Source organism: Paenibacillus silviterrae (genome assembly GCF_030167925.1).
Taxonomy (GTDB): domain Bacteria; phylum Bacillota; class Bacilli; order Paenibacillales; family NBRC-103111; genus Paenibacillus_G; species Paenibacillus_G silviterrae.
Genome location: NZ_JASKUT010000001.1, coordinates 1,318,905 through 1,333,509, shown reverse-complemented (window position 1 = coordinate 1,333,509; position 14,605 = coordinate 1,318,905). Strand labels below are relative to the sequence as shown.

The window sequence follows — 14,605 nt, the reverse complement described above, 5'->3', positions numbered from 1 at the left end:
AGGTCGGCGCCATGTATCCGAAGCCGCCGCATGTTCCCCCACAGGAGCATCCGCGTCTGCTCATAAGAAGCAAGGACGTACCTGGTCTGAGGGAAAAAAGATCAAAGCCGGAAATGAAGCAGGTGTGGGAGCGACTGGTCCAATTCAGTCAGTTGGACATTCGGGACGCATATTCCTGCGAAAGCCCGGGCGATGTGTATCTCATCGAAGCGAATGCGCTTATGTATGTTCTGGATGACGACAGGGAAGCCGGCCTGCGCGCCAAAACGCTCGCGATGCGCAGCATCACAAAACATTTTAATGCGAGCTACCAGGACATTTCCCGATCGATCGGCAGGCTGATGCTGGCGGCAGCCGTCGTTTACGATTGGTGCCGCGATCTGCTGGATGACGAAGAGCGCCGTTTTATGATCGGCCACTTCAAGCGGCTTGTTCTCTTGCTGGAATGCGGATACCCGCCGAAAAAAGAAGGCTCGATCGTCGGCCATACGAGCGAATGGATGCTGATGCGCGATCTGCTCGGCACCGGCATTGCGATCTATGATGAGGATCCGGAGATGTATGAAATTTCGGCGGGACGTTTTTATGCCGAGATGGTGCCGCCGCGCAATTTCTTTTATCCTTCGGGGTGGCATCACCAGGGGGATAATTACGGCTCGTACCGGTACCAGGCCGAGCTGTATGCCACGTGGATTATGGACCGGATGGGGGCGGGCAATCCTTTTGACGACTCGCAGGAAAATGTAGGCTACCAATGGATTTACACCCGCAGGCCGGACGGCAAGCTGCTTCGCGACGGCGACAGCGATAACCCGCTGTATGCCGAGGATCAATATATCCGGTTGTTCCCGCTCGTATATTTGATGGCTGGAAGCTATTATAACAATCCGTACTTTATCGATCAGCAGCTCCGCGAGTTTCAAACGATACCGGATATGTATGTGTTCCATGCATTTTTGTTCTATAACGCGGACGTTCAGCCGAGGTCGATCAAGGAGCTGCCGCTCACCCGCTATTTCGGCTCTCCGTCCGGGATCATGGTCTCCAGAACGGGCTGGGATGAAGGAAAGGACCGGAGCTCGGGAACCGTCATTGCCGAAATGCGCGTAGGCGAGTACCAGTACAACAATCACCAGCATTTGGACGCCGGGGCGTTCCAGTTGTATTACAAAGGCTATTTGGCGATTGATTCCGGCATTTACAAAGGTTCGTCCGGCAAGTACCATTCGCCGCATAACAAATATTACTTCAAGCGTTCGATCGCGCACAATACGGTGCTGGTCTACGATCCCGACGAGCTGAGCCAATATCCGTACGTCAAGGACGGCGGTCTGGTCTGGCCGAATGTGAACGACGGCGGGCAGCGCTGGCCGAACGAAGGGCGCCCGCCGCTCCAGCTGGAAGATTTGCTCGGCAAAGATTTCAAGCGGGGCGAGGTGCTGGCGCACGCTTACGGCCCGGACGCCGTTCAACCGGATTACTCCTATTTGAAGGGGGACATCACGGCCGCCTATTCGGACAAAATGAAGCAGTTCCAGCGCTCGTTCCTGTTCCTGAATTTCAAGGACGCCGCGCATCCGGCAGCACTGATTATATTTGACCGTGTTGTATCGGCTAAGGCCGATTTCAAAAAATATTGGCTGCTCCACAGCGTCGAGGAGCCGCAGGTCACCCCGGAAACCGGCCGAACCATCATCTCGCGCAGCGAGGACGGCTATACCGGGCAACTGATTAACGACACGCTGCTGCCGGAGACCGGGAATCACGAAATCGTGAAGGTCGGCGGGCCGGACAAAGAATATTGGGTGTTTGGCACGAACTTCGTCAACGATCATCCGGGTACGAAGGAGCAGGGGGCGTGGCGCATTGAAGTGAGCCCGCGTGAACCGGCTGAGCGTGATTATTTTCTGAACGTGATGCAGGTGAAGGATATCGACGGCGCACCTGCGCTGAAATCCGAACGGGTTGAAACCGAAGCCATGGTCGGGGTAAAGCTCAAGGACTGGATTGTGCTATTCAGCAAGAGCGGTGAGCGGCTGAGCGATACATTGACGGTTTCCGTATCCGGTGTGAAGGCTTCTGTCGCGCAAGCCGGGCCGTTCAACTGCCTCATCGCCGACCTTGCGGCCGGCCGCTGGACGGTGGAGACAGGCGGAAGGCGCGAGTCGCACGAAGTGACGGAAGCGGGCGGAGCACTCCATTTGACAGGTGTTGCCGCAGACGTGCGCCTTCTACGTGAAAGCAGAAGCAATGAAAAGGAGCAATGACAGATGATAAGTCTTAGTGAACTGTTTTCCGAGCAGCAGCTTGTGGAGGAACTGTTGTCCCAAACAGATTATCGCCCTTACCCGGATATCGGACAGCGAAGCGAGTGGGACGGTCTTCCCGCAGAGCTTCGGCAATCCGTCGTATCGGAAGGCGAGAAATATATCGATTACAGCTGGCCGGCGTTGACCGCATCGATGTACATGGAGTTCTTGCAAAACGGAAACCGTACACGGTACGACGAGCCTTATCATCTGCGCCGGCGGGCTGTAACAAGTCTTGCGCTTGCCGAATGCGTCGAGAATAAGGGACGTTTTGTGAAAGATCTCATCAACGGCATATGGCTGATCAGCGAGGAGTCCAATTGGGTCATCTCCGCACATAACCGGATGTTCCAGGAACGGCACCCGGATTTGCCGGATGTCGCAAGCCAGCCGGGAATCGACCTGTTCGCCGCCGAAACCGGCAATCTGTTCGCTTGGGTCCATTATTTGCTGCGACCCGTATTGGACCAAGTTAATCCACTGATCGGAGAACGGATTCGCCATGAGCTGCGCCACCGCATTCTCGACCCGTATTTGCAGCGGGAAGATTGCTGGTGGATGGGGTTCCGGGAGCGGGATAAGCGGCTGAACAACTGGACGCCTTGGTGCACTTCCAACTGCTTGAGCGCCGTTCTCCTCACGGAAGAGGACGACGGACGCAGGGAGCAAGCGGTCCGAAAGGCGCTCCGCAGCCTCGACCGGTTTCTATCCATGCATCCGGCCGACGGCGGCTGTGACGAGGGCCCGGGCTATTGGAACAAAGCGGGCGGCTCGCTGTTCGACTGCCTGGAGCTGCTGTATGCGGCGACGAACGGATTGTTCAACGTATATTCCGAGCCGCTGATTCAAAATATCGGAAGGTACATCTACAAAGTACATATTCATGAGCGGTACTTTTTTGAATTTTGCCGACGGGCCTCATCGGGTTACGGTCGAGGAAGATCTCGTGTACCGGTACGGTGCTCGAATCGGCGACGACAATATGATGGCGCTCGGCACGTCCGTACACCGCATGCTTGGCAGCGAGGGGTGGAAAAATATGAAGTTCCTGTCCTTTCTGCGGGTACTGCCTGCGCTGTTCAATTACCGCCGCATCGATGAAGATCAGAAGCGGTTAACGTTCCGCCGTGAGATGTGGATGGACGGCATTCAGGTGATGGCTGCGCGTGAGACCGATGCATCGGATCAAGGGCTCTACACCGCCATGAAGGGCGGCCACAACTTGGAAAGCCATAATCATAACGATGTAGGCCATTTCGTCGTCTACGCGGACGGCTTGCCGGTGCTGATCGATGTCGGGGTGGAGGAATACAGCGCAAAAACGTTCAGCGCGCAGCGTTATGAGATCTGGACGATGCAATCCGCTTACCACAGTCTGCCGACGATTAACGGTTGCATGCAGCAGGACGGCAGCGAATTCCGCGCAGTGGAAGCGCACTACGAATTAAGCGAGGATAGGACGCAGCTCACGCTGAATCTGGCCGGCGCATATCCGCAGGAGGCGGGCATTGCATCGTGGATCCGCTGCTGCCGATTGCTGCGCTCGCCGCAGGCGGCCATCGAGCTGGAGGAACGGTACGCGTTCGCCGGGGAGACGGATTGCCGGTTTTCGCTGAACTTTATGACGTGCTGCGAGCCCGCGATCGAGGCGGACGGCCGGATCGTCCTGCAGCGCGGCGGTCAACCTGCGCTGCTGATGGAATACGATGCAGCGCAATTTGCGGCCGTGGCGGAGACGATCCCGTTGGAAGACAAGAAGCTTCGCAATTCCTGGGGCGCGTGCTTGTACCGGATCGTGCTGCAGCCGACAGCCCTTCAACAGGAAGGCCGGCATACGATCCGGTTTCGCCAGGCTTAGTACTGTACAACGTTAGAAATCCATGTCCATTTAAAGAGTAATCAGCACCATATTATCATCGACCATACAAATAGGAGAGATTAACATGCCATTATATTGGGGAGATTTGCACAATCATTGCGGTATCAGCTACGGATTCGGGGGACTCGAGAATGCGCTGCTTGCGGCCAAAGGCCAGCTCGACTTCTGCGCGATCATCGGTCACGCCTCTTGGTACGATATCCCGGCCCGAACCGAAGGACTTGAATATTTGGTTGATTTCCACAAGGAAGGCTTCGCCAAACTAAGAGACCATTGGGATTACGTGCGCGAGACGGTCAAAAGCTTCAATGTGCCCGGCGAATTCGTTACTTTCCAAGGCTACGAGGCGCATTCGAGCCAATACGGCGATCATCATTTTGTGACGCCTGACGACGACCTTCCGATAGTCGAGGGGGAGTCCACGAAGGCGATCATCGAGAAGCTTACCCCTCGCCGGGTTATCGCCGTACCGCATCATGTCGGCTATACGCCGGGATACCGAGGCGGCAATTGGGATAGCTTCGACTCCGCCATCAGTCCGATCGTAGAAGTGTACTCGAAGCACGGCTGCGGCATGTCCGATCAAAGCCCGTTCCCGTACTATCACGACATGGGGCCGAGAGATTCCCGCAGCAGCGTATCCGCCGCACTCGCGCGCAAGCTGCGTTTCGGCTTCGTCGGTTCAACCGATCACCATGCCGGCTATCCCGGTTCCTATGGGGACGGACGCCTAGCGGTGCTGGCCGACGCCAAGACGCGCGAATCGATCTGGGAAGCGATTCTGGCCCGCCGAACGTATGCGGTTACCGGCGATAAAATCCAGTGCCGGTTTACGATGAACGGACTGCCGATGGGCAGCGAGACGACGGCGAAAGAGCGCCGATTCGAATTGGATGTGACCGCCTGCGATCAGATCGATAAAATCATCGTTTATAAAAACTTGCGTCCATGGAAAGTCATTAACGGCGAAACACTCATCTCTCAAGGCTCCGGCGCCGCCAAGTCGGCAGGCAAGTACAAGGTGAAGGTGGAGATGGGCTGGGGCAACAAGAAAGAAGGGTTCGCATGGAACGCAACCGCGAAGCTGCAAGGCGGCAAGCTGCTTTCGGTGGAAACCTGCTTCCGCGGCCGCAGCGTTCTTGCACCAACGCCGGAGCTGAGAGACGATCCTACGATGAATGTGCTCGGCAACCGGATCGTCGGCCAGTCGGATACCGCGGTGGAATGGTCCTGTACTTCTTTCAAAAACCCGACGACGCTTCATCCGCATACGGCGGGCGTCATTCTTGAAATCGAAGGCGATGCGGGAACCGAACTGCACTTGGCGGCGAACGGGAAGGAAATTAAGACAACCGTTGGTGAGCTGCTGAGCGGCAATCGTACGGTCCATCTGCATCCGTACAATTCTGAAGCGATCGTGGCCCATCGTGCGGTTCCACAGTATGCGTACACTGTAAGCGATGCTTGGACGGACACTGAAGCCGAAACGGATTGCGACGTGTACTATGCGGAAATCAAGCAGATGAACGGCCAGTGCGCCTGGATATCCCCTTTTTACGTGCTTGCGTAAGCGGCAAAGGAGCGACGGATAATGACCCAACCACATCATTCGGCAGCCGAATCAATGGGGATACGGTGAATCAGCTGACCGAGGAACTGTACAAATTGCAGCATGAAGTGAAGGATGCGCCTTACGTGAAGGGTAGAACGCTAATGATATATGTGATAAGTGCCGACGGATGAGTTTGTAGAAATTCAATTCAAATAAGGGGGATAAGAATGAAAACATGGATTCGCAAGACGGGAAATATCGCAATCGCAGCGGCATTAACGGGGAGTCTGCTCGCCGGATGTGCAGGAGAGAAGGAAGGGGCGGCCGAAGACGGCAAGAAACAGCCGATTGAGCTTACCTTTTATCAAACAGGCAACGCCGACTGGAAAGAAGAAGACTTCATGAAAAACTACGGCGATTACATTAAACAAAAATTTCCTCATATTACGCCGAAGTTTGTTCAAGTGCCTGCCTCCAAGTCGATGGACGGGCTCATTTCCGGAGGGCAGCAGTTCGATATATTGATATTTTCCATCGGACATACGCATCTTAACCTCCTCCGCAACGAGTTCCAAACTGATTTGACGGACCTGATCAAGAAGAAGAACATCGACTTGAACCGTTTCGAACCTTTCACCATCCAGCAGCAAAAAGAGATCGCGAACGGAGGCATCTACGGGCTTCCGCTGTCCAACACCTCGCCGGTCATTATGTATAACAAGGACATCTTCGACAAATTCGGAGTACCTTATCCGAAGGACGGCATGACGTGGGATGAAGTTTATCATTTGGCTAAACAGGTTACTCGCAGCGACAACGGAACCCAGTATTATGGCTTCCTTGCGTCTCCAGAGCATATTTTGAAGACGAACCAGTTCTCGGCGCCGTTCATCGATCCGAAGAGCTTAAGGCCGACGTTCGACGATCCGAAAATGATGACGTTCCTGGATAACCTGAAGCGGTTTTATCAGCTGATTCCTTCGCCGGACGGAAAGCCGCTTGCGGGAGGATTTTTCGCTTCCACTGCGCAGTCCAACATGTTTATGAAGGATAAGACGCTCGCCATGTGGTCGCATTTTTCCAACGCGGCTCTTAACTTTCCCGACGATTTGAACTGGGATTACGTATCGATGCCGTATTTCAAGGAGCTTGGGCAAACCGGCCCGCAGGCGTACCCCGGCTATATTTATATCAGCAAGACGAGCAAATACAAGGACGACGCGATGGATGTTCTGCAAGCATTGACATCCGATGAGTTCCAGACAATCCGTTCCAAGATGGGCATCGAATCCGCATTGAAAAATCCGGAGATTAAGAAAACGTTCGCTCAGGACTTACCGAAATATAAGGGTAAAAATATCAACGCGATTTTCCCGCAAAAATATGCGGCGCCGGCACCGCTCACTGAATATAACGATCTTGCCTGGAAGCGGCTGAATACCGTTGTCACCGATATCGGCCGGGGCCAAAAAGACCTCGTTACGGCGGTACGGGAAGGGTCGGAGCTGCTCGCGAAAGACATCGAGGCCGAGAAAACGAAGAATAAATAAACAGCATGGAGTCGGGGCGGTGTAACAGCCGCCTTCTCTTCGCTTGGGGGAAGCTTGAAATGAATCGCGGGCTGTGAAGCTTATGATCAAGAAAATTGAAATGGGGTGTACTAATTTGAAAGCGAATACATATATTTGGCGGAATAGTACGATGCTCTTTCTGATGCTAATCCTTGCTTTTACAGGTGCCGTATCCAATACCGCCTGGGACGTAACGACCGCATATGCAGCGGAAGGGGCTTCGCCGGTTATATATGTCAACGATAACTTCGATACGCACGTTTCAGGAGCCCCCGCCGGCTGGTCGGCATCGGGTCTCTCGTCGGGAGCGATGATCGTCGGCGAGGAGGTTGGAGGCCGATCGGGCAAGAGCCTGCATTTGCGCAGCGGCACCGCATCGGATTTGGTCATGACCAAATCGTTCGGCAGCCCCCTTACGAATGATGTTGTGATTGAAATGAAGGTCAAATACAACAACGCCAAATTTTACAGTCCGCTGATCCAAATCCGGTCGAGCACGGGTGTCCAGTCGGCTTTGCTCGAGTTCAAAGCGGACGGCTACATGTATGCCGGCGGCGTCAAGCTTGCGGGCGGGTATACAGCGGATACCTGGTACAGACTGGCGGTCGTTATCAAGGCGGCATCGAAGAAAATCGACGTGTATGTGGACGGCGTGAAAAAAATAACCGACGGCAGCTACAGCAATTCCGCCACGATCAATGATATCACCTCGTTCAAAAGCTACACGAAGGTACAGACCGGTACGGCCAACGAGTTTTGGATGGATGATGTGCGGGTGTATGCCGGTGCGGCATTGCTTGACGAATCGGATTTTCAGACGCCTGCGCCGAGTACGGGCAATCCGAATGATGTCTATGCGCAGCTGCGGCTGGAGCAATCGATCGCGTTTTTGGCCGGTTTACCGAATGCGTACGCTTATTTGCAGCGCATGCCGCTCAGCCCGGCGGATCCGACTGTCAAGCCGATAATTGAGAACGGCACCGTGCTCATCCCGCTGTTGTTTGCGGCCGATCAGCTGGCTGTTCCTTATCAATGGGATGCTGCGGCCGGTACCGTAACGCTGGGGCCCAAGTCGGGACTCTTGAGCAGCCCGGTTACATTGACTGTAGGCAGCGCCAATATGACGGGGAGCGGCAGTGCCGATGCACTGGATGCGCCGCTTAAGCTCGCGGGAACGACGCTGTATGTTTCGGCGGACTTGTTTTCCAAGACGATGGGGCAGCACGTATTGACAAGCGGCGACCTGGTTCTCGTCAGCAGCAGCAATCCGCTGCCGGATAGCAGCGAGCTTCCGAAGCTGACGAAGGAGGCGATCCGGCGCATCGTGTATGATCGTCCGGCTGCTGCTGATATTATCGCTGATCTGAAGCAGCATAATCCGAACCGCCAGCATCCCCGGTTGTTCATAACACCGGATCGTCTCGCTGCATTGAAAAATCAAATCGGGACGGATGTGAACTTGTCCAAATGGTACGGTGACCTGCGCAAAAGCGCCGACGTTGTTCTGGCCACTCCCATTGGACAGTACGATCTTCCTGACGGGCGACGGATGCCGTCGGCGAATGACGCCCGTCCTTTCATCGAAAAGACGGCGCTCATGTATTTGCTGAGCGGAGAGCAGAAGTACGCCCAGCGGGCCGTAGACGAAATGATGAAGGCGGCGTCCATCCCGAATTGGAACGAGCAGAAAGAGTTCCTGAACACTTCGGAGCTCACGGCGGGCATGGCCATCGGATACGACTGGCTGTACGACTATTTAACGCAGCAGCAAAGAGATCAGATTCGTACGGCGATTCGTGACAAAGGGCTGGCCAAAGCAATTGCGGCGCATAACAGCGACGCCTGGTGGGTCAGTTTGTCGGACAACGAGAAAATTAGCAACTGGAATGCCGTATGCAATGGCGGCATCATTCTCGGGGCGCTTGCCATCGGCGATGAGGAGGAAGCGGTTGCGGGTGAAATCGCGACCCGTTCACTTCGTTCACTGGAAGACTTTATTTTACTGGAATTCAATCCGGACGGAGGCTGGAGCGAAGGCCCCGGTTACTGGCGCTATACGGTTGAATATTTGACGACTTACATGGCGGCGATGCAGACCACGCTCGGCAAAACGTACGGGCATACGGAAACGCCCGGCTTTTATAAGACGGCCTATTTTATTAACTATGTGCTGAGCCCTAAAGGCTCGTTTAATTTCGGGGATTCGTCCAGCTTTAAAATACGTACGCCGGAGTTGTTCTGGATGGCAAAGCAGATGAATAATCCCGATATTGCGGGACTGCGTCTGCAGCTCATGCAAGAAGCGAAGCAGGCGGGCGGCGTTTACGATCTGTTGTGGTACGATCCGAATCTGCTTACTATGAACGTCTCCATTCCGCCGGATGCTTATTTCCGCAACACGGAGCTGGCCACCTTCCGCAGCAAGTGGAACGATTTGGCTGCCGCTTTCGCCGGCATCAAGGGCGGCACCGGCAATTCCAGCCATGCACATGCCGATACGGGCAATTTTGTATTTGAAGCGGGCGGCGTACAGTGGGCGATCGATTTGGGCAGCGACGATTATAATTTGCCGAATTATTTTGATTACACGAATCAGCGGTTTACATATTACCGTCTGATGCCGGAAGGCCATAACACGCTGGTGATCAATCCGGATGGAACGTTCGAGCAGGATCAGTATGCGTTTAGCCGGATCGAACGGTACGATTCCAAACCGAGTGGCGGTCTAGCCATCGTTGACATGACGCCAGCTTACGCCAAGAACGTTACTTCAGCAAAGCGCGGGCTTCTGTTTGCGAGCAACCGGAGCACAATGACGGTGCAGGATGAAATTCGCGCCAAAGCGCCTTCTACGGTATGGTGGTTTATGCATACGAAGGCTGACATCGAGGTCGCAGCGGACGGCAAGTCGGCCGTACTGACACAAGACGGCAAACGCCTCGGTGTGACGATGAGCTTCTCCGGGCAAGCTCCGGCCGGCGCTTCGTTCAAGGTGATGGACGCGAAGCCGCTTCCGGGCTCGCCGAACCCGGCCGGCCAAGACCCGAATACGGGCATTCGCAAGCTTGCCATCGAAATGATCGGCGCCCTCGATCTGAACATGGCCGTTCAACTGACGCCGTTAGCCGCCGGAGAGGACGTTCCCGTGCCGGCTCCTTACGTGGCTTTAAGCGATTGGAACATTCCGGACAGGGATATTCCGCAGTTGTCTCAATTGATGCTCGGCGGCCAACTGCTTGCAGGCTTTGCGCCTAATACCTACAACTACTTGGCGAGCGTACCGTTCGGGACGCAGCGGTTCCCGGTCGTCAGCGGCGTTCCCGCCAAAGCGGGTGATCGGGTGAGCGTTGCGCAAAACGTATATTCGCCGGAGCCCGTTATCGTGACGGTCACCGACGGTGTCTATACCGACCGTTCGCAGCAATACGTCATCCGGTTCGCTTCGCAATCGGCTCTTGCGAAGCCTGCCGACTATATGCCGGTTCCTGTTTCAGGAATGACCGCAAGTGCAGCACAGGAGGGCAATCCCGGAACCAACGCGATCGACGGTGATATGAATACGCGATGGTCGGCGTACGGTACGCAGTGGATCGATCTCGACGTAGGAAGCGTCAAGCCTGTGAGCGGCGTCGGAATCGCCTTCTACAATGGGACAACGCGCACATCATGGATTGACATCGCCGTATCGAAAGATGGGCAAACCTGGGAGAAGGTTCAGGCCGGCGTTAGCAGCAGTAAGACTTCCGATATGGAATACTTCGGATTCAAACAGATTCTGGCTCGTTACGTCCGGGTAACCGGATACGGCAATTCAGTCAACGCATGGAACAGCTATAGCGAGATGGCGGTCTTCTCCGATAACAAACCGCCTATTGTTACCGGGCAGCCGGGCGCGCAAACGCTGAAGGGCGGGAAGAGCGTCACCCTCGACGTTTACGGCAGCTTCGCCGATCCGGAAGGGCGGCCGCTTACGTTCCAGGCAAAGGCGGATAACGAGGCCATCGTTTCGATCACAATGAATCGCGACCGATTGACGGTTGCACCGCTTCGTGTGGGCTCCGCCACCGTTACCATTAGCGCAATCGATGACGGGGGGCTCAGCGCAAGCACTTCGTTCCAAGTCACTGTATTCCCGGGTGTGCAGGGCGCAAACGGTCATGATCATAAAAAAGAACCGCGTCCGGATCAAGGTGAGCCTATAAAATAATATGATGTTAAGCCTGCAGATCAAGCTGCTCCGTTGAGCTTGGGCTGCAGGTTTTTTATGTCGAAAGGTTCTAAACATTTCATTGTTATTAAGTAACTTTAGTTATGATATCTGGGGCAGTCCAATCGCACCTACTCAAGATACGTCATCTCAACCATTTCGGTACAGTGGTGAATACTATGATACTACAACAGGACTACAATATTTATGCTCTCGATGGTATGATCCTCAAATTGGTACGTATGAAGGAGATATTACGAATCCGCTGAGCCTTCTAGCGGCCCAGTATTACCGTCAAAAAATAATTTTTGGGACTATGCTTATGTAAGTTGGTTAGGCGGCGACAATGGGACTTCTTTAACTGGTTTCATATTCCGCCAAATAGGTTACATAATATATATTCTGTTTTGGACTTTCGCGAGTTATCGTGACAGTGACATAATTATCGTGCCGTCCCCGGGAGTTATGGGTTGCGTCCTTGGAGGTTATTGTTACCAATTTCGTTGTCAATAAACCATTACAAAATTCACTGGATTGCAAGACCAGTGGATTTTTTTTGTTTTTACTTTACACACACCCAAACAGTCAAAGCTCGAAAATTATTAATCCGGCGATCATCCAATAAATACATACGGAGCTTTATTTGGTAATAAAGTATATAAAAAACAATGAAACGTAAGTTTCATTCTTTAAACGGATGGTGGCCTTATGGACGGATACGATTATAAAGTTGTAAAAAATGGTACCTTGGTTACTGCCGACAAGCTAATACCTGATGGGGTCATACTATTAAAGGACCGTCAAATCGTGGATTTTGGCGAAGAAGGAACGATCCAGGTGCCATCACATGCGGAAGTAATTGATGCAAACGGTGATTATATTGCTCCCGGCTTTGTTGACATTCATTGCCATGGAGGCGGAGGAGTGTGGTCATGGGAACAGCCTTACGAGTTTGCACTTACCCACCTCAAACACGGCACGACATCGATCCTCCCGACCTTTACTTACAATGAAAGCCGGGAGCAGATTATCGATGGTCTTTATAACATTATACATGCAATGAATTCCAGCCAACCATTTGCACAAGTGATCGCAGGCATACATATGGAAGGTCCGTATATCAACAAAAAGTACGGTGCCATCACTTCACCGATCCGACCGGTAGACCCGGAGGAATACAGTGAAATACTTCGAATAGCAGGCAGCCTCATTAAAGTTTGGACGCTCGCCCCCGAACTCAACGGTCAAGTCGATTTTGTGAATGAAGCTTCAAAATATAACATTTCATTCTCCGTCGGACATTCCGAGGCTACGGCCGACGAAATTTTCCGATTCGTCCCTCAAGGCTTGCGCATAGGCTGCCATTGCACGAATGCTTCCGGAGCTACACCGTCCCCGTCTACCTATGGAGGCACCCGCGAGGTGGGTGTGGATGAGGCTGTGCTTGTTCATGACGATATTTTTGCAGAAGTGATTCCCGATTCACGGGGCATACACGTAAGGCCACTGATGCTAAAATTAATCCACAAAACGAAAGGAACAGATCGTGTCATCATCATAACAGACGGGATGCCCACGTCCGGCGTTTCCAACGGAAATCCATCCGATGTCAATTGGGATCATCTCGGACGGCTGGCCGGAAGCCGCCTGACGATGGATCAGGCTGTTAGAAATTTGATGAATCATGCCTCTGTAGGGCTGGTGGACGCATTCCGTATGGCCTCGTTGAACCCGGCTAAGGTGATTCATCAGGATGAGCAAATCGGCAGTATCGACAAGGGCAAGCTTGCCAACCTGTTAATCGTAGACAACGAAATCCATGTAAAACAGATAATCTTCCATGGGCGTCCTGTTCAAGCCTAAAAAGGGGTGAGTCCATGCAGACGGTTTGCTTTGAATGCGGCAAGGAGCACTACGAATCCGCCATGTACTCCTGTGAGGTGTGTGGAAGCAGTTTGCTGCCGAAATATCCCCCTTTCAACGGGGCCTTGAGTGAGGAAAGTAACCGCGGGATCTGGAGATATCACAAGCTGCTTCCCTCCGTTCCCAAGGAGCATAGGCTTTATCTTGGGGAAGGGATGACGCCGCTAATACCAAGCGTTCAGCTAGGTAAAAGGCTCGGTATCGGTGAGCTTTACTTTAAGTACGAGGGTGGAAATCCTACGGGGTCCTACAAGGATCGAATAGCCGCCTTAGGTGTTTCAAGGGCTCTTGCAGCAGGGAAGAAGGCTTGTATTGGAACGTCCTCCGGAAATGCAGGGGCTTCTATAGCGGCCTATGCTGCCAGAGCCGGAATGCCGTATCATTTGTTCGTGCTGGAGCACATGGCGGAAGCGAAGCTTGCTCAAGTGCTCGTTCATAAAGCGAAGGTTCGGAAAATAAAGGGGTTTGGAACAAGTCCGGAAATCGGCGACGAAGTGTTTCGGCGCATTTTCGAATCGGCAACAAACCGGGGCTGGGAAATCATGATTACCGCCTATCAATTTAATCCTTATGCCATGGAGGGTGTCAAAACCATCTCCTTTGAAATCTTTGAGCAGTTGAATGCGGCCCCTACCCATATTTATTCTCCTGCAGGAGGTGGAGGACTTTATTGCGGAATCTGGAAAGGCTTTCACGAGCTGCAAAGCTTCGGGGCAGCTAAAGAGGTCCCGCAGACGATAGCCGTTCAATCAGCGGGGTGCTCCAATATCGCAAGAGCCTATGCGGCGGGATCCCCGATTCCTGCGGAAGGAGTGTCCACATCGATGATTTCGGGTCTTCAGGTACCGAATCCTCCGGATGGAAGGTGGGCACTAAAGGTGATGGCGAGTGGAGGCGGGAAAGCCATAACGGTTGAGGACGAATCCATTTGGGAAGTACAAAAATTACTTGCTGAAGAAGAGGGCATTTTCTGTGAACCGGCTGCGGCTGCTTCCGTAGCCGGCTTAATCCGAGATTGCCGGGACAGAAGGGACCGGAGCATGGAACGGATTGTTTGTATCATCAGCGGCTCCGGCTTTAAAGACATCCGTCGCTTGACAGATATGGCTTCATCGGAAATGGTCCCTAGCCTATCGGTTCATGAAATGGATTTGTAGCCTAGAT

Annotated in this window: 10 protein-coding genes; all 10 read left to right on the top strand. The window is 53.4% G+C overall.

Going from position 1 to position 14,605, the window contains the following annotated elements; translation table 11 throughout:
* Positions 1-11: 11 nt before the first annotated feature.
* The 10 genes from hepB to QMO62_RS05755 all read left to right on the top strand — a co-directional run bounded on the left by hepB (position 12) and on the right by QMO62_RS05755 (position 14,598).
* Positions 12-2,267, top strand: coding sequence for a heparin/heparin-sulfate lyase HepB (hepB, locus tag QMO62_RS05795; protein WP_284639305.1), 2,256 nt, complete (start codon positions 12-14; stop codon positions 2,265-2,267).
* Positions 2,268-2,270: 3 nt separating this feature from the next.
* On the top strand, positions 2,271-3,410 hold the full coding sequence (locus tag QMO62_RS05790; protein WP_284639303.1) for a type 2 periplasmic-binding domain-containing protein: 1,140 nt from the start codon (positions 2,271-2,273) through the stop codon (positions 3,408-3,410).
* Positions 3,349-4,167 (top strand): heparinase II/III domain-containing protein, encoded by an 819-nt coding sequence (locus QMO62_RS05785; protein WP_284639301.1) that lies wholly within the window; start codon positions 3,349-3,351, stop codon positions 4,165-4,167. Before QMO62_RS05790 ends, QMO62_RS05785 begins: the two co-directional genes overlap by 62 nt.
* A gap of 85 nt (positions 4,168-4,252) precedes the next feature.
* The gene (locus tag QMO62_RS05780; RefSeq protein ID WP_284639299.1) at positions 4,253-5,758 is read left to right on the top strand and encodes a PHP domain-containing protein; all 1,506 of its coding nucleotides are present in this window, start codon (positions 4,253-4,255) and stop codon (positions 5,756-5,758) included.
* A complete protein-coding gene (locus tag QMO62_RS05775) occupies positions 5,722-5,931 on the top strand; it encodes a hypothetical protein (protein ID WP_284645026.1) in 210 nt (69 codons plus the stop codon). The genes QMO62_RS05780 and QMO62_RS05775 overlap by 37 nt, the downstream gene beginning before the upstream one ends.
* A gap of 36 nt (positions 5,932-5,967) precedes the next feature.
* Positions 5,968-7,290, top strand: coding sequence for an ABC transporter substrate-binding protein (locus tag QMO62_RS05770; protein WP_284639297.1), 1,323 nt, complete (start codon positions 5,968-5,970; stop codon positions 7,288-7,290).
* 82 nt (positions 7,291-7,372) lie between these two features.
* A complete protein-coding gene (locus QMO62_RS05765) occupies positions 7,373-11,518 on the top strand; it encodes a discoidin domain-containing protein (RefSeq protein WP_284639295.1) in 4,146 nt (1,381 codons plus the stop codon).
* An 82-nt stretch (positions 11,519-11,600) separates the two neighbouring features.
* Complete coding sequence (locus QMO62_RS33390) at positions 11,601-11,846, top strand: RHS repeat-associated core domain-containing protein (RefSeq protein WP_369699103.1); 246 nt, start codon at positions 11,601-11,603, stop codon at positions 11,844-11,846.
* Positions 11,847-12,226: 380 nt separating this feature from the next.
* Positions 12,227-13,381, top strand: coding sequence for an N-acetylglucosamine-6-phosphate deacetylase (locus QMO62_RS05760; protein ID WP_284639294.1), 1,155 nt, complete (start codon positions 12,227-12,229; stop codon positions 13,379-13,381).
* 14 nt (positions 13,382-13,395) lie between these two features.
* Entirely contained in the window at positions 13,396-14,598 is a 1,203-nt protein-coding gene (locus tag QMO62_RS05755; protein ID WP_284639292.1) for a threonine synthase, read from the top strand.
* Positions 14,599-14,605: the final 7 nt, after the last annotated feature.